This is a genomic window from Hydrogenophaga luteola (assembly GCF_042648585.1).
In the GTDB taxonomy this organism is placed as follows: Bacteria; Pseudomonadota; Gammaproteobacteria; order Burkholderiales; family Burkholderiaceae_C; genus Hydrogenophaga; species Hydrogenophaga luteola.
Genome location: NZ_JBHRXX010000001.1, coordinates 456346 through 477761, shown reverse-complemented (window position 1 = coordinate 477761; position 21416 = coordinate 456346). Strand labels below are relative to the sequence as shown.

General features: G+C 65.1%; 27 protein-coding genes. All 27 read right to left on the bottom strand.

Features of this window, described 5'->3' with window-relative positions:
* Positions 1-6 precede the first annotated feature (6 nt).
* Positions 7-459 (bottom strand): DUF4304 domain-containing protein, encoded by a 453-nt coding sequence (locus ACFOPI_RS02270; protein ID WP_382170320.1) that lies wholly within the window; start codon positions 457-459, stop codon positions 7-9.
* Positions 460-468: 9 nt separating this feature from the next.
* Positions 469-720: a hypothetical protein gene (locus tag ACFOPI_RS02265; RefSeq protein WP_382170319.1), complete on the bottom strand. Its 252-nt coding sequence runs from the start codon at positions 718-720 to the stop codon at positions 469-471.
* Between the two features lie 218 nt (positions 721-938).
* Positions 939-1646: a hypothetical protein gene (locus tag ACFOPI_RS02260; protein WP_382170318.1), complete on the bottom strand. Its 708-nt coding sequence runs from the start codon at positions 1644-1646 to the stop codon at positions 939-941.
* Positions 1647-1759: 113 nt separating this feature from the next.
* Positions 1760-2698: a GSU2403 family nucleotidyltransferase fold protein gene (locus tag ACFOPI_RS02255; protein ID WP_382170316.1), complete on the bottom strand. Its 939-nt coding sequence runs from the start codon at positions 2696-2698 to the stop codon at positions 1760-1762.
* Between the two features lie 102 nt (positions 2699-2800).
* Positions 2801-3277, bottom strand: a complete 477-nt coding sequence (locus ACFOPI_RS02250; RefSeq protein ID WP_382170315.1) for a GNAT family N-acetyltransferase — start codon at positions 3275-3277, stop codon at positions 2801-2803.
* A complete protein-coding gene (locus ACFOPI_RS02245; protein WP_382170313.1) occupies positions 3274-3474 on the bottom strand; it encodes a hypothetical protein in 201 nt (66 codons plus the stop codon). The genes ACFOPI_RS02250 and ACFOPI_RS02245 overlap by 4 nt, the downstream gene beginning before the upstream one ends.
* A gap of 48 nt (positions 3475-3522) precedes the next feature.
* Complete coding sequence (locus tag ACFOPI_RS02240) at positions 3523-3918, bottom strand: cupin domain-containing protein (RefSeq protein WP_382170311.1); 396 nt, start codon at positions 3916-3918, stop codon at positions 3523-3525.
* Positions 3919-4042: 124 nt separating this feature from the next.
* Positions 4043-4495 carry a zf-TFIIB domain-containing protein gene (locus ACFOPI_RS02235; RefSeq protein WP_382170310.1) on the bottom strand — a complete coding sequence of 151 codons (453 nt, stop codon included), beginning with the start codon at positions 4493-4495 and terminating at the stop codon, positions 4043-4045.
* 84 nt (positions 4496-4579) lie between these two features.
* On the bottom strand, positions 4580-5176 hold the full coding sequence (locus ACFOPI_RS02230; RefSeq protein ID WP_382170308.1) for a hypothetical protein: 597 nt from the start codon (positions 5174-5176) through the stop codon (positions 4580-4582).
* 164 nt (positions 5177-5340) lie between these two features.
* Positions 5341-6132: a type I methionyl aminopeptidase gene (gene map, locus ACFOPI_RS02225; protein ID WP_382170306.1), complete on the bottom strand. Its 792-nt coding sequence runs from the start codon at positions 6130-6132 to the stop codon at positions 5341-5343.
* Complete coding sequence (locus tag ACFOPI_RS02220; RefSeq protein WP_382170304.1) at positions 6132-6401, bottom strand: ParD-like family protein; 270 nt, start codon at positions 6399-6401, stop codon at positions 6132-6134. The genes map and ACFOPI_RS02220 overlap by 1 nt, the downstream gene beginning before the upstream one ends.
* 179 nt (positions 6402-6580) lie before the next feature.
* Positions 6581-7054: a hypothetical protein gene (locus ACFOPI_RS02215; RefSeq protein WP_382170303.1), complete on the bottom strand. Its 474-nt coding sequence runs from the start codon at positions 7052-7054 to the stop codon at positions 6581-6583.
* A gap of 252 nt (positions 7055-7306) precedes the next feature.
* On the bottom strand, positions 7307-7750 hold the full coding sequence (locus tag ACFOPI_RS02210) for a hypothetical protein (RefSeq protein WP_382170301.1): 444 nt from the start codon (positions 7748-7750) through the stop codon (positions 7307-7309).
* 100 nt (positions 7751-7850) lie between these two features.
* Positions 7851-8261 carry a DUF4259 domain-containing protein gene (locus ACFOPI_RS02205; protein ID WP_382170300.1) on the bottom strand — a complete coding sequence of 137 codons (411 nt, stop codon included), beginning with the start codon at positions 8259-8261 and terminating at the stop codon, positions 7851-7853.
* Between the two features lie 143 nt (positions 8262-8404).
* The gene (locus ACFOPI_RS02200) at positions 8405-8677 is read right to left on the bottom strand and encodes a hypothetical protein (RefSeq protein WP_382170298.1); all 273 of its coding nucleotides are present in this window, start codon (positions 8675-8677) and stop codon (positions 8405-8407) included.
* Positions 8674-9264, bottom strand: coding sequence for a lipocalin family protein (locus ACFOPI_RS02195; RefSeq protein WP_382170296.1), 591 nt, complete (start codon positions 9262-9264; stop codon positions 8674-8676). Before ACFOPI_RS02195 ends, ACFOPI_RS02200 begins: the two co-directional genes overlap by 4 nt.
* Positions 9265-9268: 4 nt before the next feature.
* The gene (locus tag ACFOPI_RS02190; protein WP_382170294.1) at positions 9269-9691 is read right to left on the bottom strand and encodes a VOC family protein; all 423 of its coding nucleotides are present in this window, start codon (positions 9689-9691) and stop codon (positions 9269-9271) included.
* A gap of 321 nt (positions 9692-10012) precedes the next feature.
* On the bottom strand, positions 10013-10756 hold the full coding sequence (locus ACFOPI_RS02185) for a hypothetical protein (protein WP_382170292.1): 744 nt from the start codon (positions 10754-10756) through the stop codon (positions 10013-10015).
* A 26-nt stretch (positions 10757-10782) separates the two neighbouring features.
* A complete protein-coding gene (locus tag ACFOPI_RS02180) occupies positions 10783-11232 on the bottom strand; it encodes a hypothetical protein (protein WP_382170290.1) in 450 nt (149 codons plus the stop codon).
* A gap of 17 nt (positions 11233-11249) precedes the next feature.
* Complete coding sequence (locus ACFOPI_RS02175) at positions 11250-12695, bottom strand: FGGY-family carbohydrate kinase (RefSeq protein ID WP_382170288.1); 1446 nt, start codon at positions 12693-12695, stop codon at positions 11250-11252.
* 2 nt (positions 12696-12697) lie between these two features.
* Complete coding sequence (rhaM, locus tag ACFOPI_RS02170) at positions 12698-13033, bottom strand: L-rhamnose mutarotase (protein ID WP_382170286.1); 336 nt, start codon at positions 13031-13033, stop codon at positions 12698-12700.
* Positions 13030-14025, bottom strand: coding sequence for an ABC transporter permease (locus tag ACFOPI_RS02165; protein ID WP_382170284.1), 996 nt, complete (start codon positions 14023-14025; stop codon positions 13030-13032). Before ACFOPI_RS02165 ends, rhaM begins: the two co-directional genes overlap by 4 nt.
* Positions 14022-15035 carry an ABC transporter permease gene (locus ACFOPI_RS02160; RefSeq protein ID WP_382170282.1) on the bottom strand — a complete coding sequence of 338 codons (1014 nt, stop codon included), beginning with the start codon at positions 15033-15035 and terminating at the stop codon, positions 14022-14024. Before ACFOPI_RS02160 ends, ACFOPI_RS02165 begins: the two co-directional genes overlap by 4 nt.
* Positions 15036-15097: 62 nt before the next feature.
* The gene (locus ACFOPI_RS02155; protein WP_382170280.1) at positions 15098-16684 is read right to left on the bottom strand and encodes a sugar ABC transporter ATP-binding protein; all 1587 of its coding nucleotides are present in this window, start codon (positions 16682-16684) and stop codon (positions 15098-15100) included.
* Positions 16685-16717: 33 nt separating this feature from the next.
* On the bottom strand, positions 16718-17707 hold the full coding sequence (rhaS, locus tag ACFOPI_RS02150) for a rhamnose ABC transporter substrate-binding protein (protein WP_382170278.1): 990 nt from the start codon (positions 17705-17707) through the stop codon (positions 16718-16720).
* Positions 17708-17840: 133 nt separating this feature from the next.
* Complete coding sequence (rhaI, locus tag ACFOPI_RS02145; protein ID WP_382170276.1) at positions 17841-19127, bottom strand: L-rhamnose catabolism isomerase; 1287 nt, start codon at positions 19125-19127, stop codon at positions 17841-17843.
* A 26-nt stretch (positions 19128-19153) separates the two neighbouring features.
* The gene (locus tag ACFOPI_RS02140; protein WP_382170274.1) at positions 19154-21259 is read right to left on the bottom strand and encodes a bifunctional rhamnulose-1-phosphate aldolase/short-chain dehydrogenase; all 2106 of its coding nucleotides are present in this window, start codon (positions 21257-21259) and stop codon (positions 19154-19156) included.
* Positions 21260-21416: the final 157 nt, after the last annotated feature.

The following is a 21416-nucleotide window of genomic DNA, read 5'->3' as shown; positions in this document are numbered from 1 at the left end:
GGGAAGCTAAACAGACCAATTGTTCGGAACTGGCAAAGGGCTGATCAACTGCTTCATTGCCCGCGGTTTGACTGGACCAAGAAGTGCCGGCAGCGCGTCGCTTGCAGACTCAATCGTCGCAACGACATCAGCCGCAATCGCCTCAATGTTGGTCGAACGCACCTCGAAACCATGGGCGCTCTCATGAACCAGTCGGACGGCATTCCCGACTGCGTGGCAATGTTTCCAAAAGCCTTTCGCTCCTGCGAGCGGTGGCACGTCTGGAAAGAAAACACCGACTTCAACGGAGAACAACCAAGGCTCGTCCCCGGAATTCCATTGCGATCCCAGAATCAGAAACCGCTCCACGTATTCGTGCCGATTTCGACTGAACGTCTGTCCGTTCTTCGAGAAGCCGAGTGGCTTGAGCTTTGCATGAGCAAGCTTCAGTACTTCGGAACCAAGATGGCGCACGGTCATGGATGACTTTCAAGCAGACACATGTTCAACCCAGACGGCGGCGTGGGGATGATGTTCGGCTATGGTTTCGAGCGCACCTTTGATCACCTCCGGAGGTTCCCCCGCCAACGGGTAGTCAAAGCGCGATACGTCAACACCACTCAGGTCTTCCCAGCCGGATTCGCTGATGGCATCAGCGCCACACCAAATGACCATAGGTGCTCGTTGGGAAAGTGCGATTGCCTGACGCAAACCCAAGGGAGTTACGGCGAGAAAGACCATGGCGTTGTTGTATCTGATTGGACCAATCCATGCGGGCCTACGACTGCGGACCGAACCCGAAGACGTGCAGCTCTTGGGCACAACGGCAGTCCTTCGCACTGCCCACCGCCGCCGGTTCACCCGCAGGCACCTACATGACTGCGCTGGGGAGTGGTTTCAAGTTCTTGGACATGGGGTTCCGCAGCAGGCTTTGACGACGGCGCGACGCTGTTTGCTATTCAGCGATCCACATGGACAGCAGCGGCTGGCTTGCTACTGGGCGTCCGTTCAACAGACGGCATGGGCTTCGCCGCTGCGTAGCCGAAACCGACCACGAGAAAGATGAAGAACGCCATCGCTTGCATGGCTGCGAACAAGCCCTGCCATTGCATGCTCTTGACGATTGGTATGTAGCCAATCTGGGAGTCTCCTCGGTACTTTTTTAGCTGCCGTTGCGCCAACCACTCAACCCACTTAGGTAAAGGCTTGAAGAACTCGGCGAGTATGCGTTCCAGCCGCACTCCTGTTTCCAGAGTGATGCCCCACGCCGCAGCACTCTCTTCAATCTTCCGCTCCTCCTCCATATGCCTTGCCAAATGCTCTGCAAAGGTCTTTCGGACAGCGATACCCGTTTGAATTTGAATCCTGCACTTGAGCGCTAAAACACGCGAGACCATGCCAAACAGACAAGACAGGCAGAGAAAACCTCCGCACACAAGGAACCCTTGCTGTCCAATGAACGGAACGAGCTTCTCAGCGTTGGCAATCAAGAACGACGCAACAGCGGCAGCCCCAACAAGAAGCCACGTGGAGAATGCCTCGACAGGCTCGCTGCTCTGGAAGCCCGCCTCAAACATTGACGAAACGATCGCGTCTTCTGCGTTTTGCCTCGCAAGGCGATTCCATTCCAGCAGAGGCTGGATGCGTGGCTCGGTATCAAGGGTCATTGAGCAGCCTCACTTTTGTCGAACGAAAGGGATCGGGTAATCATGCCGCTGCAGAGATACCGGATCGACTGTCTTCGGCGGCAATCATCCGGTATCGGTCATTGACAAGCAATTCAGGGCGCCAGCAGCAGCCCCTCATCCATCAGCCCCTGCACCGTCTGCGCCTGCAACGCATCCCGCCTGCGCTTGGACGGCTCCCGGTTGGGGCGATCCGCCAGCCAGCGCTTGAATTCGACAAAGGTCACCGGGGAGATGGTGTGCATCACGGCCATCTTGCCGGTGGCGCCAATCACCACGTGTGAAAAGCGCGGCGCCTCGGTCAGCAGCTTGGCCCGCTCGGCCATGACGGGCCAGAGTTCGTCTTCTGCTTCCGAGAGCTTGAAGGGGTGGGGATCGTCGCCTTCCTGCATGCGGCGCAGGAAGTCCACCTCGAAGCCTTTGGCGTTGATGGCGGTCTCGGCCTGCAGGTCCTTGCGCACGAAGGTGGGGTCCACCTCCTGCAGCAGTTGCAGCATGGATTTGTCCAGGCGCTTGATGTCGGCGAGGAAGCGCACCCGCTGGCGAGCGTCCCACAGCAGGTCGACGTCCTGGGTGGCGAGCGCACCAGCGACGATGCGAACGCCCGCCGCCGCTTCGTAGGCGTAGAGCGCGTGCGTGCCAACCACGGTGAAGTGCTGGCTCAGGCCGCTGTCTTCCAGTTTGTTGAGCAGGTCCACCACCAGGGTAGGCACGCGCCCTGCCTTGACGGCCTTGTTGAGCCGTTGCGCAGTGGTGGCTGCGGCCTTGAGACTGGCCAGACGGGCTTCCGTCTCTGCTTTGCGCGCCTTGAAGGCGGTGTAGGTGGCTTCCAGCTCCGGGCTGCGGGCGCCCAACCGCTGTTGCCGGTTGCCCCGCCCGGTCTTGATCAGGTACTCGTAGGCGCCTTCCTGCTTCCAGTACATGCCACCTTCGACCTGGCGGGCGAGCGCCTTCACTCGCGTCAGTTCGGCCAGGATGGTCTGGGCGTCAATGACCTGGCGGGCGGCCTCATCAGGCAGAGGGAGGTAGTTCATTCACCTGTTGCAATCAAAAAATGCAATCTAACAGGTGAATCTTTTTAAATCAATGAGATACGACGATATTCGCGCAGGTGACAGCTGTCATCCGCCCATTGGCTAAGCTCTGCCGCGCAGCGTTTTGGTCATTGGCTGCGCCTCAAGTCCTGCCCACGAACGCACCGGGCCGCAGAATGAATACCCGTTGCGGGTGTAGAAGGGAAGTGCAGTTCTCGTGCTGTCCAGCGTCAGCACTTCAACCCCGCGCGCCAACGCGGCTTTTTCAACCGACTGCAGAAGCGCCTTGCCGACGCCCTGGTACAGCGCCCGAGAGGCGATGTAGCACAGTGCAAGCTCGTGCCCGGAGAGCAAGGCGACACCAAGCAGGTCATCTCCGCGCGAGGCAACAAGGGCCACCGAGTCCGGAGCAGCCACCCACTTCTTGACGTTGTCCGTCGTTTTGTTGGCGAGCCAGCGCGCAACGATGGCCGGGTCGTCATGGTGGTCTGCCTTGCAGCACACCCGAATGGACTCATGCAGCACGTCGCGGATTGCTGCTGCATCCTCTGGAACTGCGGCTCGGATGTCGAATGTCATCTGGTAAAGCTTAGGTGCTCTGCTGTCCCATCGGCGTATTCGTTGTACTCATGGGCGACCACCAACATCCCGGCGTGAAGCGTGATTTCGCTCCCGTCTTCACACTGGGCGCGATCGGTCTTCGCAAGCAGCACCAGGTCCGAACCGGCCAATTCATTGAAATCAACGCGGATGCGGGGCAGGGGCTCAAGCGCCATGACCGTTTGAGTTCACCCGCAGCCCGCTGCAGGCTTTCGAGTGCAATGCTACGTGACCGAAGGCGCCCATGGCCCTGCAACGAAGACGGCTTCGCCCTCGCCGGGCCACGGCGGCATGGTGATGGCGACGGCTGACACAGGATCGCTCGCTGAGGCTCGAAACTGAAAGTGCGTGCCGACGGGGATCGTGAGGCAGAGGCCGGGCGCGAGGGCCACGACCTCCTCCCGATCGCCCTGACGCCGCCACATGTCGCCCCGGCCAGCGACCACGTACCAGACTTCTTCGACCGTTCGATGCACCACGGCACGGGCGACCTTGCCGGCGCCGAGCTCGAAGTGGGCCATGCTCCCGCCTGGCAGCCCGAGGAGGACGCGGACGTCAGAGCCGTCCGGGGCGACGACTGTGGGGTGAAGCGGCAAGGAGGTGGTGGCGAATGCGGTCATGGGCGTGGTGAGCCAGGGGCTTGTGTGCGGCCTTTTACGTTCGAGCGGAGCGCATGACCACGACAGGACGCCTGGGCCGTGGACAGTCCGCTCTCGAGCGAGGGAATATGTGGCATGCCGTAGCTCACGAGAGCAAGAGGTAGATGAGTGCCACCACAGTGACGGCGCCATCGACTCTTGACTGAGCGCCGGGGCTGAACAGCTCTGCAAGAGATCGCCCAATCTCCCAATCTGCACCACCGAGCGCTTTGCCAAGAGCAACGACTGTCGCATTGGGAAGATGGACGGAGCCACATGCCGCGCACTCAAACACGACGCCATCTCGCGCCCGCCTCGCTCGAAACCTTGAGTCATCGCACTCCGGGCAAAGCAGTGAAAGGTCACTTGCCGGGCCCGCGGGATCGTCCTCAGCGAGACTTCCGCTCGCCAGGCCTCCACGCCTGCTTGCCAAGGCGCCTTGTGCGCGTGAAGCTGGCAGCCAGGCACCGTCACAGTAGACGCAGGACCAGACGCCAACCATTCCCGCTTCAACCGAGGACATGCGCTCCCGACAGGATGGGCACAGGGGCGGACTCATGCGGCTAACGTCGGAGATGTCCGACGGACGGTAGGCCGGCGAAGCCGGCCGATAGCCCGTCCGTGTCGATCGACTTGTTAGCCCTCACTTGCCCATACCTCTGAGCACATCAGCCAGCTCAGGCAAACGGACCCAAACCTCACTAGAGAATTCGTTTGTCTCAGTGATCTTCGCTGGGATAGTGGGGATGGTGCTTGGCAAGACGACATAGCGCGTGGGCACCGCGACGCCGTCCTTGTATTGGAAGTCAGTAACCCAATGAACTCTCAATGCACCGTTTCCGCTGTGCATTACCGTGTTCCTGCGAAGCCGGGAGGCACACCGCTTTTCGTGCTCGGCCTGAGCGTCGCGATGCATTGAATTGGTACTCATCACTGGTTCGTGCTTGCGCCCAGGCCCTACAAGAAACAGGACGTAGCGGCTTCCAATTTCGTAGCCATAGTAGTTCCCGAATTCGATAGTTTCCCCGGCTGAAACGCCTTTGAATCCATCGACTACCAAGGCCGCGTACTTGGCGCCGCAAGACTTCTCCCCCGTTCCGATCGTCTCACCAGACGCCACCTCCACCAAAGCGACAATGTCCGCATCTCGAAAGAGCTGCGAGAGTTCAATCGACGGCAGAGTCGTGGCTTGGACGAGGAAGTGCAGGCTGAGCGCGCAGGCTAAAAACAATCGCTTCATGGTAAGGGCCAACTTTGGTCTAAACGGCAAAACGCTAGATACCCACAACCGTTGCCGTTAAACAAAGTGGTCTCCCTCGCAGAAACGCTCTTTTATATCAAGGCTGTAGAACGTCAACAGCGCCGCCACGGCAGGCATGACAAACGCCAAAAAACCGGCCCTCATCACGCCGCCGGATAAGCCCCAGTTCCGCTCGGCCACGCTGTCAGCACCTCGCAACCGTCCGCCGTCACCGCCACCATGTGCTCCCACTGCGCCGAGAGCGAGCGGTCCTTGGTCACCACCGTCCAGCCGTCGGCCAGTTGCCGGGTCTCGCGCTTGCCGGCGTTGAGCATGGGTTCGATGGTGAAGACCATGCCGGCCTCCAGCCGCAGGCCCTGGCCACGCTGGCCGTAGTGCAGCACGTTGGGTTCGTCGTGGTAGATCTGGCCGATGCCGTGGCCGCAGTATTCGCGCACCACGCTGAAGTGCTCGCGGTGCGCGACGCTCTGGATGGCGTGGCCCACGTCGCCGAGCGTGGCGCCGGGCCGCACCTGCCGGATGCCGGCCAGCAGGGCTTCGTAGGTGGTGTCGACCAGCCGCCGCGCCAGCGTGCTGGGCGTGCCGACGCAGAACATGCGGCTGGTGTCGCCGAACCAGCCGTCCTTGAGCACGGCGACGTCGATGTTGACGATGTCGCCGGCCTTGAGGATCTTGTCGGCCGCGGGGATGCCGTGGCAGACCACGTGGTTGACCGAGGTGAGGATGGTCTTGGGGTAGCCGTGGTACCCGAGGTTGGCCGGGATGGCGCCCTGCACGTTCACGATGTGTTCGTGGGCGAGGCGGTCCAGCGCTTCGGTGCTGACACCGGGCACGACGTGCGGCTCGATCATGGCCAGCACCTCGGCGGCCAGCTGCGCAGAGCGCCTTGCCATGACCAGTTCGTCGGCGCTGCGGATGGGGACGCTGCGCGCCATCAGTGGCGGCCTTTGGCGGTGGCCGCGGCGGCGGTCTTGGGTGGCGCGGCCGTGCCGAGGGTGGCGGCGTTGGTGAGGTCCAGCCCGCCGTTGAGTTCGGCCTGGATCAGCAGCTGGCAGATGGCGCGGTAGTCGAGGTCGGGGTGCATCTCGGTCAGCATGCCGACGCGCATCCAGTGCTCGGCCTGCGCGTTGATGGACCGGCTCAGCGCCGTGCCGGCGACCCGCAGGTTCTCATGCATCTGGTCGGAAATCTTGACGATGCCCATGGGTGAACTCCATATGAAACATATACGAATTGTATGTGTTTTATATTTCAACGCTCAGCATGACAACTGGCACTTGACCGGCTTTACTCCTGCTGCGCGGTCAGCTCCCGCTTCGACGGATCAAATCCTTTGGCCTGCGACCGTCCCAGCAGGGCTCGGCAGGCCGCCGCGGACGAGGTTCATCGCCCCTTCATAACCACCTGGTCGTCGATCAGTTCCAGCAGATCGCTCGCACTTGCGGCACGGGCATCGCGCCCATTCGCCAGCAACGCGATGTGGTCTCGCATGCCTTGGATGAATGCCTGGAGCGTTTGCTGCACCGAGGCGCCCAAATGGTTTTCGTGACCTACCTCGGGTACGAATGAGCCTCCCAGATCAATGAGTGCTTCCATCGTTGCGCGTTGGGCCCAAGCTGCCCCACTCACGAGGATCTGTTCAATCTCGGGGAGAACCGCCAGGATGACCGGGTAGTAAGTGCCGGCGTGGTTGTTGCCCACGGCCCAGAGAAAGGCATCGTAGGCCTCCTTGGAGGTGGGCTCATCGCGTGCGCAGCGCAGGGCCTGAAGCGCTGCGTCTACAGCGCCAGCGTCGTTCGATTCGGGCTGAGGGAACTGGCCAAACACATTGGCACCGGATCCTTCAAAGTCAGGCATATGCAATTTCCTGGTTCTACGTTGAGTCACCACTCAGGGCGCCGTATCGACACTGAAGGCGCGTCGCCCACACGATGGCTTCTTCGCCCGATGAATCAAAACACCAGTGAGTGGTTGTCGCGATACTCGCTGACGAGCTGTTGTTCGACGCATGAGGTGCCTCCCGTTTGAACGCCTGCGTGGCAGGCCCCGCATGTTCTTCCGGTTGGCCACGCGCCTGTATATAAGCTATGTCTGGCCCTGCCGGCAGTCCTATGCCCCAAGACGTTCGAAGTACCGCTGGTAGAAGCCCAGGTAGCGGGTGTTCACCTGCAGGCAGGTCAGTTGTGAGAACTTCAGGCGGTCGTTCTTTGGTGCCCACTTGCCGATCCCGCTGAAGGTCTGGAACTCGACCTGCGCAGCGGTGATGCGAACGGGCCGACCTATGGCGAACTCCGGCGCCGGTCCGAGTTCACGCTCCAGGATCATCAAAGAGCAGTGCGCAGAAAGTTGCCGGATCAGCGCACCCCAGCCATCGAGTTCCAGCACCACAGGCATTTGCGGTCCGGGGCGAATGCCTTCTTTCTTCAGAAGGCGTTCCTGAAACTCATCTGTGGCGGTTCGCCGGACTTCGCTGATGTCGGATCGGCGAAGGACCATGAGCCCGTCAATCTGGAAGTCATAGACGTATTCGATGGCCAGCAGGTCATCGGACATTCCGACAAGGAAGCCCTGTATGCCGTAGTCATCGACATCTCGTCGGCGGATCGAAACGAGACTTCTTGACTTCAGGAAAGCGGACAGCGTCTGTGACAACTTAAGCCCCCAGCCTTGAACGCAAGTCTCCAACGGACACCAGCCAAGCATCGTATTCGTCGCTGTCTTTCCAAAGCTCATGGAGCTCGGAGTTGTTCGCGAGGATGCGGGAGATGACGACTTGCGCTTTGTCGATGAGATCAGCTGTTGGCTTGGCGGTTGCCCTCGCAACCCAGTTGTCAACAGCCTCGGTGTAGGCATTCTTCTCACCTGGGTGGCCCATCAGCCGGGCAAGTGCTTCTGCTGCAGCGAGCGCGACTGTTGCTTCGGACGCCTCCAAGTACTCGTTGCCCACCTCAAGGACAGACGCAAAGGCCTCTTTGATCGGACCAAGATCATCTGCGCCCTCCAGTTCATACGCCCAATCCGCGGCGTCATCGTTTCCAAAGGCATCAACTGACCAAGCTCCCATGAGTACTCCTTAGGTGGGTGTTGAGGGGTGCGTTAGAAACCTGGCAAGAGCATGAACTGCTTTTGACAGGGGCCATGAAGCGACTGCGCGCCAATTTACCCGCTGGCTTGGTCCACACACCATGCCAGCTTCCAACCGTCGCCTCAGGGCCACTCCCCCGCCAACCACCAGATCCCCACCGCCAACACCACCAGACCAACGATCTCCACCAGGACGGCCGTGCCCGTCTCCGCGTCGTCCACCCCGCCGAAGCGCTCCTGCGGATAACGCCCCAGCGTCACAACACGCAGCGCGCACCAGCCGATTGACCAGCCCACGGTCTGGACGCACACATCCCAGGCCAGCCACCAGAGGAATCGCAGCACGCCGACAACGAGGCCTCTGGGCGCATCCAGCCAGTCGGGGACATCGATCAATTCGCACTCCCAGGCTGCGCCGTCTTCTCCAGCTTCGACAGGTCAAACCCCTTGGCCTGCAAGCGCCCCATCAAGGCCTGGTACACCGCTGCGTCCACCGTGGGCGTGCGCGACAGCACCCACAGGTACTCGCGGCTCGGCTCGCTGACGGCGACGAGCTGGTAGGCCGGGTCGAGGTCGATGACCCAGTAGTCGCCCCATACCATGGGCAGCCACGACAGCCAAGCGGGGGCGAAGCGCACCTCCAGCTTCGGTGAATCGGCGGCGCCGATCTGGCGCGCTCGGCCCACGGCCTCGGTCATTTCGCCATTGGCCTGGCGGCAGCGGTTGACGACATCGATCTGCCCGTCGTCGCGCCGCCGGTACAGCGCCTGCGTATCGGCCACGCACTTCGCCTGGAAGCGGTTGGGGTATTTCGCGATCTCGTACCAGGTGCCCAGGTAGCGGCCGACGTCGAGGCGCTCGATGGTCTGGAGCGGTTCGGGCGCGGTGCCGGTCTGCGCGGGTGCGGCGAGTGGCGTGAGCAGGGTCATGGCCAAGGCCAGGTGAAACACGTGGCGCAACGGGAATGGTGTGGGGATGTGCATGCGGTCAGGCTGCCCGGTGGGCGCGCCCCTTGAGTTCAATGACGTTGCCGTCGGGGTCGCAGAGGTAGAGGGAGAGCCCCTCCCCCTCTGCACCAAAGTTGGTGCTCGCCGGGCCTCTGGGAACGACGCCGTGTTCGGCGAGGTGCGCCACGATGCGCTGCTCGTCAAAAGGCTCCACCCGCAAGCAGAGGTGGTCGACGTTGCACCCTTCCGCCTTCGGCCCTTCTCCGCCCACCCGACCCAGCGGTCCGTCGATGGACACGAGGTCCACCATGGACGCGCCGGCCCGCAGGTGCATGAGGCCAAGGTCCGGCCGCTCGCGCACGAGGTGGCAGCCCAGCACACGCTCGTAGAACGCCACGCTGGCGGCGAGGTCGCGCACACGGAACACGACGTGATCGATGCGTTCGACGGTGAATGGAAGCATGGGTGGCGTTGGGAAGGATCGCCGCATTCTGGCGTCAAACCAGCGCCGCCAGTTTGATGACCGTGCCCCAGTTGCGGGTGGTGACGCCCTTGCCCGCTTGGCCCAGCAGCGCCTCTCGGGCCCGACTCCATCGCGAAGGCCACGAGGAAGCGCGCGTGTTCCACTTCAGGGAGAACGATGGGGTTGCCGTCCACGATCGCCTGGAGCTCGCTGGCGGACTTGACGATGACGGGCGTGGTGACGCCGAAGCGTTCTCGCAGTTGGCCTCGCCGACATTGACACCACGGAGGAGAACGACGAAGCGGGGCATGGGTCACCTGTTCAGCTTGGCGCTGCGCCACCAAACGGCGTGGTGCCCCTAGAGCCCAACCGGGACTCCAGGTCTGCCCACGCAATGTGGCAGTAGGCCTCGAACTCAGGCCAGTCTTTGGGATCGGCCTCAAGCTCCAGGGCGGGATCAAGCTCCAATGGGGCGCCGGAGAAGGTCTTGCTGATGACGAAGCCCGTATGGGGTGATCGCACCAAGACCAATTCCGACATCGGACGAAAGCTGCTGGTGAGCGGGTCTTGTTCGTAAATGCCAAGGTCCTGGCTCTCGGCGTCGAACATGGTGAACACCTTGCCTTGCACCGTGTTCAGGAAATAGATCAGCCCCCCATGCTCGGGCTCCTGGAACCGTTTTGCCGCAGTGAAGGCATAGCGCTCTTCCAAGACTGTCCCAGCGCTCAGGTCAGCCTGAATTAGTGGGCGATAGTCCTTCCAGGCTCTGACCCAGCGCACGCTATAGATGGCCGCATAGATGCCACACAGAGGGATCACCACAATGACCGCCCAGACTCCGACCGGGCTCGACAACCCCCAGTGGACATCGGCCACCTTGCCAGCCACCCATGCGATGACCGACCAGATCACGACAAAGCAAAGAGATGTCACAGCCCAGAGAACGACCGCGTTTTCGACACCTTGCTTGAACCGCTGATAGCTGGTCGGCGCATCGCGAAGCATGTTCGCCAGGCACTCAAGCTCTTCATCGGTGGCCTTGCGTTGTGTGACGAGGGCGGGCATGGAGCGCGATCGAACGGGAGCCTTGGTCAGCTGACTACTTCGAGAACAGCCATATCTGCACCGCCAGCTGCAAGCAGCGCGAGAGACCGCGCAAAAGTGCCAAGCATCTCGTAGGTGGTGAGCAACTCGACCGCCAAGGAACATTGGCTTTCCTGCCGGTCGGTCATATGAACCGGGGTGCTCAGCACCACACGGCAACCGACCCGACCAACCGCACCCACAGGGTAGAACGTGAGTCCGACATGTTCCTGTTCCAAACCATCACCGGACTTGCTCAAGAAGCCCCCATGTATTCCAAGCGGTGAATCGGCCGGCAACGGAAATGCAGCGCCAAGTCTCTTTGCCAAATCCACAAGTGCAGACACGGCGAACCATGCGGACCCAGAGCCCGCGTAGCCATTGCAATGGACTCGCGCGAAGAGCTCGCCCGTACCGTCGGTGTCAGGTTTGAACTGGAGGAGAAGGGCGTCGGGCATCTTGGTGCAGCAGCCTATCAGACCGCCACACCCTCCACCACCGCCTCCCAGGCCCCCCGCGCCGTCTGCAGCCTCTGCACATCCACCGCCTCCGGCAACGCCACCTCCGCGTACCGCGCGCCCTCCCCCGCCGGTTCGTCCCAGCGGGTGCTGAGCCAGGCGCCGCGCGCCGTGCCTTCCACCTCATCCACGCTGCGCAGCAGGCGCATAGGCGCGAGCAGTGCGGCCAGCGCGGCGACGAAGGCGGGGTTGTCGGTCATGGGGCCTTCGAGCACGACGGTGTGTGCGGCCTCCGCGGCCAGCCCCTGGGGCAGCAGTTCGCGCAGGGTCTGCGCGGTCATGAGGGCGCAGTACCAGGCGCCGAGCGCGGGGCGCAGGTGCAGCGGCACCTCGCCGGGGCGGTTGCCGATGCGGCGTTCGCACTGGCGCAGTTCGGCCACGCGGCCGTGCGCCGCGCCGGGCTGGGCGCTGTCTTCGGGCAACACCATCCAGCCCGCTTCGATCACGTCGCGCAGCGCGCGCAGCGTGGCCAGCGAGGGGTCGGCGCCGTGGCAAAGGTGGGCGAATTCGCGGCCGCCCATGAAGCGCGCGGTGGGCACTGGTTGGCCCTCCACCGACTGGTTGAAAAGCTGGTCGCGCAGCGGGTCGAGCGTGAGTGCGTCGGTGGGCACGCCGGGCGCCATGACCACGGTCCAGGTGCCGGTGGAGACCACGCTGGCGCCGGGCAGCGCGTGCAGGTGGCGTGCGAGGCAGGCGTTGCTGTCGTGCAGGCCGACGTGCACGCGGCAGTCGGGCGCAAGCCCGAGTGTGGCGGCCAGCTCGGGCCGCAGCGGGCCCAGCACTTCGTGCGCCAGGCGCAGCGGCGCGAAGCGGTCGGTCAGGCCCTGGCGCACGGCCCAGGGGGCGAAGGCGTTGCGCGCGGGTTGCCAGAGGTGGGTGTGGCAACCCAGGGACGTGGCTTCGTTCGCGGCCACCCCCGTGAGCCACCAGGCCCAGTACTGCGGGTAGGGCAGCCAGTGGCGCACGCGCGCCCAGGCTTCGGGCCGGTTCTGCTGCAGCCAGTAGAGCTGCAGGCCGGCGTTCAGGCCCAGCGGCAGCAGCGGCGAGCCGGTCACCTCAAAGCCGTCGAGCAGGGCCACGTAGCGCTCGCGCCAGGGGCCGTAGCCGTCCCACTCGTAGTCCATCGGCGGCAGCGCCAGGCCCTCGTCGCCGAGGGCGCAGAAGGCCGCGCCGTGCGTGGTGATGCCGATGCGGCCGATCTGCCGGCGCTCGGGCAGCGTGGGCATGGCGTCGAGCAGCCAGGCCTGCAGGGCGTCGGTGCCGAGCGCGGTGTAGCCGTCGGTCTCGACCGGGGCGTTGGCGTGAACACGCCGCGCCAGCACGTCGCCCTCGGCACTGAACAGCACCAGCTTGGCGTTGCTCTTGCCGATGTCCAGCACCAGGGTGTGGGCGTGGCGGTCCATGGTCAATCCATATGGAAGAGACAAGGCAGGTCTTCGGCGACCGGCGAACCGTCCGGGTTGCTGCGCATGATGTCCTTCATGTGCTGCCACCAGCGCTGCATCACCGGGTGCTGCGGCAGGCTGGCCATGGTGTGGCCGGCGCGGCGGCGCAGCACCGCGAACAGCACATGGTGTTCGGCGTCGAGGTAGATGCTGTAGTCCTCGATGCCACTCTCTTTCAGCAGGCTGACCAGCTCGGGCCAGATGGCGTCGTGGCGGCGGCGGTATTCGTCGACGCAGCCCGGGTTGAGGAACATGCGGAAGGCGTGCTTTTCCGTGGCGCGCGTGTTCGTGCTCATGTGAAGCTCCCGCGCACCGGCTGCGCCGGGCGGACACGCGCCATGAAGCGGCGCAGGTAGATCGGCAGCACCATGGCCACGATCAGCAGGCCGCCGACCACCATGGAGACCACGATGCCGGTGACGTTGAGCATGCCCATGGCGAAGGTGAAGCTGCCCAGCAGCACAGCGGCCAGCAGGGTGCCGACGATGCTGCCCTTGCCTCCCAGGATGGACACGCCGCCGAGGATGACGATGGTCACCGCGTCCAGCTCCCAGCCCATGGCGAGGTTGGGCCGGGTGCTGCCGATGCGGCCGGTGAGCAGCACGGCGGCCAGCGCGGCCATGACGCCCGCGAAGATGAACAGACCCATGCGGTAGCGGTCGACAGCGATGCCAGAGAAGCGCGCGGCCGTGGCATTGGCGCCGATGGCGTAGACGCGCCGGCCATGCACCGTGGCGTGCAGGAACAGGCCGACCAGCAGGGCCGCCACGAGCATCACCGCGAACTCGATGGGCACGATCAGCCAGGGCAGGCCGAGCAGATCGCCCAGGTAGCCGTTGCCCCAGGTGACCAGCGTCTCGGGGTAGCCGGTGAGGGCCTGGTCCCCCAGCACGACCTGCGCCAGGCCGCGGTAGAGCGAAAGCGTGCCGATGGTGACGACGATGGAGGGCAGCTTCCAGCGCGTGACCAGCCAGCCGTTGAGCGCGCCGCAGGCCACACCGGTGGCGAGCGCCGCGAGCACCATGGTGCCGGTGTCGGCGCCGGCCTTCATCGCGAAGCCCATGGCCATGGACGCCAGGGCCATGGTGGCGGCAATCGAGAGGTCGATCTCGCCCGCGATCACCAGCAGCGCCATGGCCAGCGCGATCAGCGCCTTCTCGGAGAAGTTGTAGGTGCTGTCCGCCAGCGCGTAGGGCGTGAAGAAGCCCTCGATGCCCAGGCCGAAGCCCAGGTAGACCAGCACGATCAGCGCAATCAGGATGCGCTCCCAGGTGTCGAGTGCCTTCATGCGGCCGCTCCTTGAGGTTGGCCCTGGCCCTTGTCGAGAATCTGACGGCCCTGCGTGCGGTCGGCGCGGGCGTTGAGCACGACCGAGACCAGGATGACCGCGCCGGCAATCGCCTGCTGCCAGAACGGCGAGACCTGGATCACCGGCAGCGCGCCGTTGACCACGCCGATGAACAGCACACCCAGCAGCGCGCCGGCAATCGTGCCGACACCGCCGCCGATGCTGACGCCGCCGATCACGCAGGCGGCGATCACGGTCAGCTCGTAGCCCGAGGCGAGTTCGGTGAAGGCAATCGAATAACGTCCCACCCACAGCAGGCCCGCGAGCCCGGCCAGCAAGCCCGAGAGCGTGTAGGCCATGACCAGGCGCTGGCGCACCGGGATGCCGGCGTACAGCGCGGCGTGCGGGTTGCCGCCGTAGGCGTAGAGCTCGCGCCCTTCGCGGCGCCAGCGCAGCAGCCAGGCGGTGGCCAGCGCGACGGCAAACGCGAACCAGATCAGTGCCGGCAGGCCCAGCCAGGTCTCGCGCGGCAGGCCCTTGATGAGCGGGTGGATCTCGTGGTCAGAAATCCAGGCACCGCCGCTGGCCACGAAGATCGCGCCGCGGTAGGCCGAGAGCGTGCCCAGTGTGACCACGATGGGCGGCAGGGAGAACCGCATGATCAGCCAGCCGTTGACCGCGCCGAGCAGCGCACCGATGGCGCAGGCCATGAGCAGCATCAGCACCAGCGGCATGCCTGGCCAGGCCCGCGCGGCCAGCGCGCAGAGCATGCCGGTGAGCGCAAGGTTGGAGGCCACCGACAGGTCGACGCCGCGTGTGAGCAGCACCAGCATCTGGCCCATCACGAGGATGACGAGGATGGCCGAGTCGTTGCCGATGTCCAGCGCGTTGCGCGCGCTCAGGAACACCGGCGCGCGCCAGCCCACGGCCAGCACGATGAGGACGATGATGGCCGCGAGCAGCCATTCGCGGCGGCGGGCGTGCCAATGATTCGTGAATGCGGCGGTCAATGAAATACCTCCGTGCTGCGCACTGCGGTGCGAGCTTGCTTGGGAACGGCCCGGCGCGGCGCTCATGCGGCCAGCTCCTTCGGTGCGGCGGTGTAGGAGGCGTGTTCGACGGCTTCGTGCGCGAGGCCCGAGGCGGCCGCGACGATGGTCTCGGCGTCGGCCTCGCCCTGTTCAAAGGTCGCGACCATGCGGCCGCGCCGCATGACCACGGTGCGGTGCGCGAGGTGCATGACCTCGGGCAGCTCGCTGGACACCAGGATGACGGCCAGGCCTTGCGCGACCATGTCGGCGATCAGCTGGTAGACCGCCTGTTTGGCGCCGACGTCGATGCCCTTGGTGGGCTCGTCGAGGATGACGATGCGCGGGTTCAGGCCCAGCCACTTGGCGATCACCACCTTCTGCTGGTTGCCGCCCGACAGGCCCGAGAGCGGCGTGTCGTGGCTCGCGGTCTTGATGCGCAGGCGGCCGATCATGGAATCGGTCAGCGCGGCCTCGCGCGCGGCCGAGAGCCAGGGCCCGCGCGAGAGCGGCGCGGCCTGCGTCACCGGGCCGGCCAGGCCCGCGAGCGAGATGTTGTGGCGCACCGAAAAGTCCAGGATGCCGCCCTGCCGCTGGCGCTCTTCGGGCACGTAGGCCAGGCCGGCGGCAATCGCATCGGCCGGCTCGCGCACCTTCAGCGCCTGGCCGCCGACGCGGATGTCGCCGCGCGCCTGCGGGTTCAGGCCCATGAGCGCGAGCATGGCCTCGCTGCGGCCGGCGCCGACCAGGCCGTAGAAGCCCAGGATCTCGCCGGCTCGCAGCGAGAAGTTCAGGCTGTCGAATTCGGTGGGGTGCGAGAGGTTCTGCACCTCCAGCACCACCTCGCCCGCCTGGCGCGGGATGTGGGGGTAGATCTTGCTGATCTCGCGGCCGGCCATGAGGCGGACCAGCTCGTTTTCCTTCGCGTCGGCGATGCGGCCGTGGCCGACCGAGGCGCCGTCGCGCAGCACCACGTAGCGGTCGGCGACGGCGAAGATTTCGTCGAACTTGTGGGTGATGAACAGCACAGCCACGCCCTGCGCCTTCAGGCCCCGCACCAGGCCATAGAAGTCGCGGATCTCGGCCTGCGAGAGCGCGGCCGTGGGTTCGTCGAGGATCACCACCTTGGCCTGCTGCGAGAGCGCGCGGGCGATCTCGATCAGGTGGCGCTGCGCCAGGCTCAGCTGCTTGACCGGCGTGGTGGCGGCAAAACCCGCGCCCACCTGGTCGAGCACGGCCTGCGCTTCGGTGTTCATGCGCGCCCAGTCGATGACCGACAGCGGGCCGAGGCGGCGCATGGGCTGGCGGCCGATGAAGATGTTCTCGGCCGCGGACAGCTCCTCGAACATCACGGTTTCCTGGTGCACCGCGACGATGCCGGCCGCCTGCGCGTCCTGCGCGCGGCCGAAGCGCACCGGCTCGCCGCCGAGCAGGATCTGCCCTTCGTCGACCGGGTACACACCGGTCAGCAGCTTCACCAGCGTGGACTTGCCGGCGCCGTTCTCGCCGATGAGGGCGAGCACCTCGCCCGGCACCAGTTCGAGGTCCACGCCCCGCAGGGCGTGGGTCGGGCCGAAGCGTTTGTGGATGCCTTGCAGCCGGAGCCAGGCGGAGGGATTCTCAGAGGTCATGGCCACCAGTCGCACGGTGCAAGGCTTTCGGGATCAGAAGATCTTGGCAAACTTCTCGACGTTGGTCGCGTCGTAGGTGAAGGGCTCGGCCATCGCGGCTTCGCCGTTCTCGTCCAGCGTGGCCTTGCCGACGCGGCCCAGCGAAATCACCTCGCCCTTGGCGCCCTTGGCGGTGCCCTTCATGAAGGCGTGCACGGCGTGGATGGACGAATAGCCCAGGTCGATGGGGTTCCAGATCGCGAAGGACTTGACCGCACCGCTCTTGACGTGGCCGGCCATTTCCGAAGGAAGGCCCAGGCCGGTCACGAAGATCTGGCCGACCTTCTTCTCGTCCTGCACGGCCTTGGCGGCAGCGGCGATGCCCACCGTGGTCGGGGCGACGATGGCCTTGAGGTTCGGGTAGCTCTTGAACAGGCCCTGCGCTTCGCGGTAGCTCTTGTCGGTCTGGTCATCGCCATAGACCACGCTGACCAGCTTCAGGCCGCTGTATTCGGGCTTGGCCAGCACCTTCTTCATCTCGCCGATCCAGATGTTCTGGTTGGTGGCCTGTGCGGTGGCCGACAGCACCGCGATCTCGCCCGTCTTGCCCACCACCTGCTCGCTCATCTTGGCCAGCTTCTCGCCGATCAGCGCGTTGTTCGAAGGGTTCAGCTGCATCAGGCGGCCTTCCTTCTTCACGCCGGAGTCGAAGGAGATGACCTTGATGCCGCGCTGCATGGCCTTCTTGAGCGAGGGCACCAGGGCGTCGGGGTCGTTGGCGGAGATGACGATGGCCTTGACGTTCTGGGCGATCAGCGAGTTGACGATTTCGATCTGGCCTTCGGCGGTGGCCTTGGCGGGGCCGGTGTAGATGATCTCGACGTCCTTGAGCTCCTTGGCGGCTTCGAGCGCGCCCTGGTGGGCGGCGTCGAAGAAGCCGTTGCCCAGGCTCTTGACCACCAGAGCGATCTTGTCGGCGGCGAAGGCGGGCTGGGCCAGGGCAAGCGCCAGGGCGGCGGCGGTCAGTGCGAAGCGGGATTTCATGTTGATGTCTCCAGAAGTTGTCGTCGCGGTGGGTGATGATCGACCCGGTGGGGCCTGGGGTCCTGTCGCCGGCGTGGTGCCCGCGAGCGGGATGGGGGCCGGTGCTGCGCTCAAGCGGCACCGGGTGTGGGGTTCAGACGATGCCGCCGCCGCCACCGGCCGCAGCCGGGCGCTCGCCGGCGACGCGCTGGCGGTAGCCGCTGGCGCGGTAGGCGGCCACCGGGTCGATGGCGCCGCCCGCGTCCAGTCGCACGCGCTGCAGCAGAGGGGTCACGTCGGTCTGGAAGGCCTGCTTGAGCAGGTGCGTCGCGGTGAGCGCGTCGTTCGCGTCCTGCGCGGCGTCCAGCGCGGCGCGGTCCACCAGCAGGGCCTGGGCATAACTGCGCTGCACCTGGACGGCGCTGGTCATCAGGCTCTCGATGGGGTCGGTGACGTTGTGGCTCTGGTCCAGCATGTAGGCCGGGTCGAAGGCCACACCCTCGTGCGCCGCCGCCACCAGCTCGTTGAACACCAGGAACAGGCGGTAGGGGCTGACGCTGCCAGCGTCGAGGTCGTCGTCGCCGTACTTGCTGTCGTTGAAGTGGAAGCCCGCGAGCTTGCCGGCGGCGATCAGGCGCGCGACGATCAGCTCGATGTTGACGTTGGGCGCGTGGTGGCCGAGGTCCACCAGGCACTGCGCTTTCGGGCCCAGGGTCTGCGCGGCCAGGAAGCTGGAGCCCCAGTCCTGGATCACGGTGGCGTAGAAGGCCGGCTCGCAGATTTTGTGCTCCAGCATCATGCGCCAGTCGCCCGGCAGCGCGGCGTAGATCTGCTGCGCGCTCTCCAGGTAGCGATCGAAGGCGCGGCGGAAGTGCTGCTGGCCCGGGAAGTTGCTGCCGTCACCGATCCAGACCGTCAGCGCCTTCGATCCCAGCGCCTTGCCGATTTCGATGCACTCGAGGTTGTGCGCCACGGCCTGCGCGCGGGTGGCGGCGTCGGTGTGCGTGAGGCTGCCGAACTTGTAGCTGTGGGCCTGGCCAGGCTGGTCGCTGAAGGTGTTGGAGTTCATGGCGTCGAAGGCGAGGCCCGCACTGGCCGCCGCGTCACGCAGCTCGCTCCAGTCGCTGCACTTGTCCCAGGGGATGTGCAGGCTCACCGTGGGCGTGGCGCGCGCCAGTTGCTGGATCACGCCGCAGTCCTGCAGCTTGTCGAACACGTTTCTCGGCTCGCCCTGACCAGGGAAGCGCGCGAAGCGCGTGCCGCCCGTGCCCACGCCCCAGCTGGGGATGGCGACACCGAAGGCCGCCACCTGCTGGCGCACGGTGTCGATGTCGATATGGCGGCGCGCCAGCTGCTCGCCCAAGTGCTCGTAGTCGTTGCGCACGTGGCGCAGCAGCGGCTCGTTGTGCGCGGTGATCGCGTCGGCGGAAATGAGGTTCATGGTGGTCTCCAGTGCTCGGCGCGGGTTCAGCGGGTGAACGCGGCGAGGTTGCCGGCGTCGACGTTGAGGATGTTGCCCGTGCTCTTGGCACTGAGGTCCTCGCAGGCGAAGAAATAGGTGGCCTCGGCGATGTCTTCCGGGAACACACTGCGCTTGAGCATCGAGCGGTCGCGGTAGAAGGCTTCGAGGTCGCCCTCTTCGATCTTGTTGGCGGCGGCGCGTTCTTCGCTCCACTTGCCGGTCCAGATCTTGGAGCCGCGGATCACGGCGTCGGGGTTGACCACGTTGGAGCGGATGCCCAGCGGCGCGCCTTCGAGCGCGAAGCTGCGCGAGAGCTGGATCTCGGCGGCCTTGGCGGCGCAGTAGGCCGTGGCCTGCGCGCTGGCGACCATGCCGTTCTTGCTGGCGATCATCACGATGGAGCCGCCCACGCCCTGCGCCTTCATGACCTTGAAGGCCTCACGACCGACCAGGAAGTAGCCGGTGGCCAGGATGCTCTGGTTGCGGTTCCACAGCTCCAGCGTGGTTTCGTCGATGGGTGCGGCCGAGGCGATGCCGGCGTTGCTGACCAGGATGTCCACGCCACCGAATTCCACCGCCGCGCGGCCGTAGGCGGCGATCACCGAGGCCTCGTCGGTCACGTTGCACAGCACGCCGCGCACATGGTCCTTGCCGTGGGCCTTGGCCAGCGCCGCGGTCACGCTGTCCAGCGCGGTCTGGTCGATGTCGGCCAGCACCACGCAGGCGCCTTCCTGCAGCATGCGGCGCGCAATCGCCTGGCCGATGCCGCCCGCACCACCGGTGATGAAGGCCACGCGGCCGACCAGGGGCTTGGGCTTGGGCATGCGCTGCAGCTTGGCTTCTTCGAGCAACCAGTACTCGATGTCGAAGGCTTCCTGCTCGGGCAGGCCGACGTAGCGGTCCACCGCGTTGGCCTCGCGCATCACGTTGACGGCGTTCACATAGAACTCGCCGGCGATGCGGGCCGTGGCCTTGTCCTTGGCAATCGTCACCATGCCGATGCGCGGCAGCAGCAGCACCACCGGGTTGGGGTCGCGCAGGGCCGGGCTGGTGGCGCGCTTGCAGCGTTCGTAGTAGGCCGCGTAGTCGGCGCGGTAGCCGGCCAGCAGCTGGTTGAGCGCGTCCTTGAGCGCGGCGCCCTCGAGGCTGTAGACCGACTCGGGCACGATCAGCGGGCGAATCTTGGTGCGCAGGAAGTGGTCGGGGCAGGAGGTGCCCAGCGCCGCCAGCGGCTCCAGCTCGGCGGAGTTGACGAACTGCATCACTTCGGCCGAGGTGTTGAGGTGCAGCAGCTTGTGGCCGCCGGCCGCGCTGGCCAGCCCGCGCAACACCGGCAGCACACGCGCCAGCGTGGCGTCGCGCTGGGCGTCGGGCAGCGATTCGAAGCGCGCACCGCCGAACACCTGCACCTTCTTCTCGGCGCGCTCGGCGGCCAGCCAGTTCTGGGCGGTCTCGATCAGGTCCACCGTGTTCTCGTAGCAGGCCTTGGAGGTCTCGCCCCAGCTGAACAGGCCGTGGCCACCCAGCACAATGCCGCGCAGGCCGGGGTGGGCTTCGTTGTAGGCCTTGAGCTGCTGGCCCAGTTCGTAGCCCGGGCGCAGCCAGGGCATCCAGCCCACGGTGCCGCCGAAGACTTGTCGTGTGATGGCCTCGGAGTTCGCCATGGCCGCGATCGCGATCACCGCGTCGGGGTGCATGTGGTCGACGTGGGTGTAGGGCAGCGAGGAGTGCAGCGGCGTGTCGATGGACGCGGCGCGGGTGTTGAGGTTGAAGGTGCAGTGCGGCAGGTAGCCGACCATCTCGTCCTCGTGCTCCAGACCGCGGTACAGGCCCTGCAGCGCGCGCAGCTTGTCCATGTAGAGGGTGGAGAAACCGTCGAGCTTCATCGAGCCGACGTCGCCACCCGAGCCCTTGACCCACAGCACTTCCACGTCCCGGCCGGTCAGCGGGTCCTTGTGGACGATCTTGGCCGAGGTGTTGCCGCCGCCGTAGTTGGTGATGCGCAGGTCCGAACCCAGCAGGTTGGAGCGGTACAGGAGCAGGTGGGGCTCGTCCATGCCGGCGGTGGCGGCGTCGTCCCAGCGGGGAAAAGGGGTGGTGGCTGTGTTCATGGGCCGCGATGCTAGGGACCGCACAGTATTCGGGCTATTGATGGCTTTTTATTCGAACCATCAGATCGATTTATAGTTAGCCCCAAAACCCGCCAAACACGCCCCATCGCAGTGCAGCATGGGCCGTTTTCTGCGGGAATGTCCCGAGGAGATCCCG

Coding starts and splice junctions, on each gene's coding strand:
- ACFOPI_RS02270 (WP_382170320.1), bottom strand. CDS start 459: ATGACCGTGCGCCATCTTGGTTCCGAAGTACTGAAGCTTGCTCATGCA.
- ACFOPI_RS02265 (WP_382170319.1), bottom strand. CDS start 720: ATGGTCTTTCTCGCCGTAACTCCCTTGGGTTTGCGTCAGGCAATCGCA.
- ACFOPI_RS02260 (WP_382170318.1), bottom strand. CDS start 1,646: ATGACCCTTGATACCGAGCCACGCATCCAGCCTCTGCTGGAATGGAAT.
- ACFOPI_RS02255 (WP_382170316.1), bottom strand. CDS start 2,698: ATGAACTACCTCCCTCTGCCTGATGAGGCCGCCCGCCAGGTCATTGAC.
- ACFOPI_RS02250 (WP_382170315.1), bottom strand. CDS start 3,277: ATGACATTCGACATCCGAGCCGCAGTTCCAGAGGATGCAGCAGCAATC.
- ACFOPI_RS02245 (WP_382170313.1), bottom strand. CDS start 3,474: ATGGCGCTTGAGCCCCTGCCCCGCATCCGCGTTGATTTCAATGAATTG.
- ACFOPI_RS02240 (WP_382170311.1), bottom strand. CDS start 3,918: ATGACCGCATTCGCCACCACCTCCTTGCCGCTTCACCCCACAGTCGTC.
- ACFOPI_RS02235 (WP_382170310.1), bottom strand. CDS start 4,495: ATGAGTCCGCCCCTGTGCCCATCCTGTCGGGAGCGCATGTCCTCGGTT.
- ACFOPI_RS02230 (WP_382170308.1), bottom strand. CDS start 5,176: ATGAAGCGATTGTTTTTAGCCTGCGCGCTCAGCCTGCACTTCCTCGTC.
- map (WP_382170306.1), bottom strand. CDS start 6,132: ATGGCGCGCAGCGTCCCCATCCGCAGCGCCGACGAACTGGTCATGGCA.
- ACFOPI_RS02220 (WP_382170304.1), bottom strand. CDS start 6,401: ATGGGCATCGTCAAGATTTCCGACCAGATGCATGAGAACCTGCGGGTC.
- ACFOPI_RS02215 (WP_382170303.1), bottom strand. CDS start 7,054: ATGCCTGACTTTGAAGGATCCGGTGCCAATGTGTTTGGCCAGTTCCCT.
- ACFOPI_RS02210 (WP_382170301.1), bottom strand. CDS start 7,750: ATGTCCGATGACCTGCTGGCCATCGAATACGTCTATGACTTCCAGATT.
- ACFOPI_RS02205 (WP_382170300.1), bottom strand. CDS start 8,261: ATGGGAGCTTGGTCAGTTGATGCCTTTGGAAACGATGACGCCGCGGAT.
- ACFOPI_RS02195 (WP_382170296.1), bottom strand. CDS start 9,264: ATGCACATCCCCACACCATTCCCGTTGCGCCACGTGTTTCACCTGGCC.
- ACFOPI_RS02190 (WP_382170294.1), bottom strand. CDS start 9,691: ATGCTTCCATTCACCGTCGAACGCATCGATCACGTCGTGTTCCGTGTG.
- ACFOPI_RS02185 (WP_382170292.1), bottom strand. CDS start 10,756: ATGCCCGCCCTCGTCACACAACGCAAGGCCACCGATGAAGAGCTTGAG.
- ACFOPI_RS02180 (WP_382170290.1), bottom strand. CDS start 11,232: ATGCCCGACGCCCTTCTCCTCCAGTTCAAACCTGACACCGACGGTACG.
- ACFOPI_RS02175 (WP_382170288.1), bottom strand. CDS start 12,695: ATGGACCGCCACGCCCACACCCTGGTGCTGGACATCGGCAAGAGCAAC.
- rhaM (WP_382170286.1), bottom strand. CDS start 13,033: ATGAGCACGAACACGCGCGCCACGGAAAAGCACGCCTTCCGCATGTTC.
- ACFOPI_RS02165 (WP_382170284.1), bottom strand. CDS start 14,025: ATGAAGGCACTCGACACCTGGGAGCGCATCCTGATTGCGCTGATCGTG.
- ACFOPI_RS02155 (WP_382170280.1), bottom strand. CDS start 16,684: ATGACCTCTGAGAATCCCTCCGCCTGGCTCCGGCTGCAAGGCATCCAC.
- rhaS (WP_382170278.1), bottom strand. CDS start 17,707: ATGAAATCCCGCTTCGCACTGACCGCCGCCGCCCTGGCGCTTGCCCTG.
- rhaI (WP_382170276.1), bottom strand. CDS start 19,127: ATGAACCTCATTTCCGCCGACGCGATCACCGCGCACAACGAGCCGCTG.
- ACFOPI_RS02140 (WP_382170274.1), bottom strand. CDS start 21,259: ATGAACACAGCCACCACCCCTTTTCCCCGCTGGGACGACGCCGCCACC.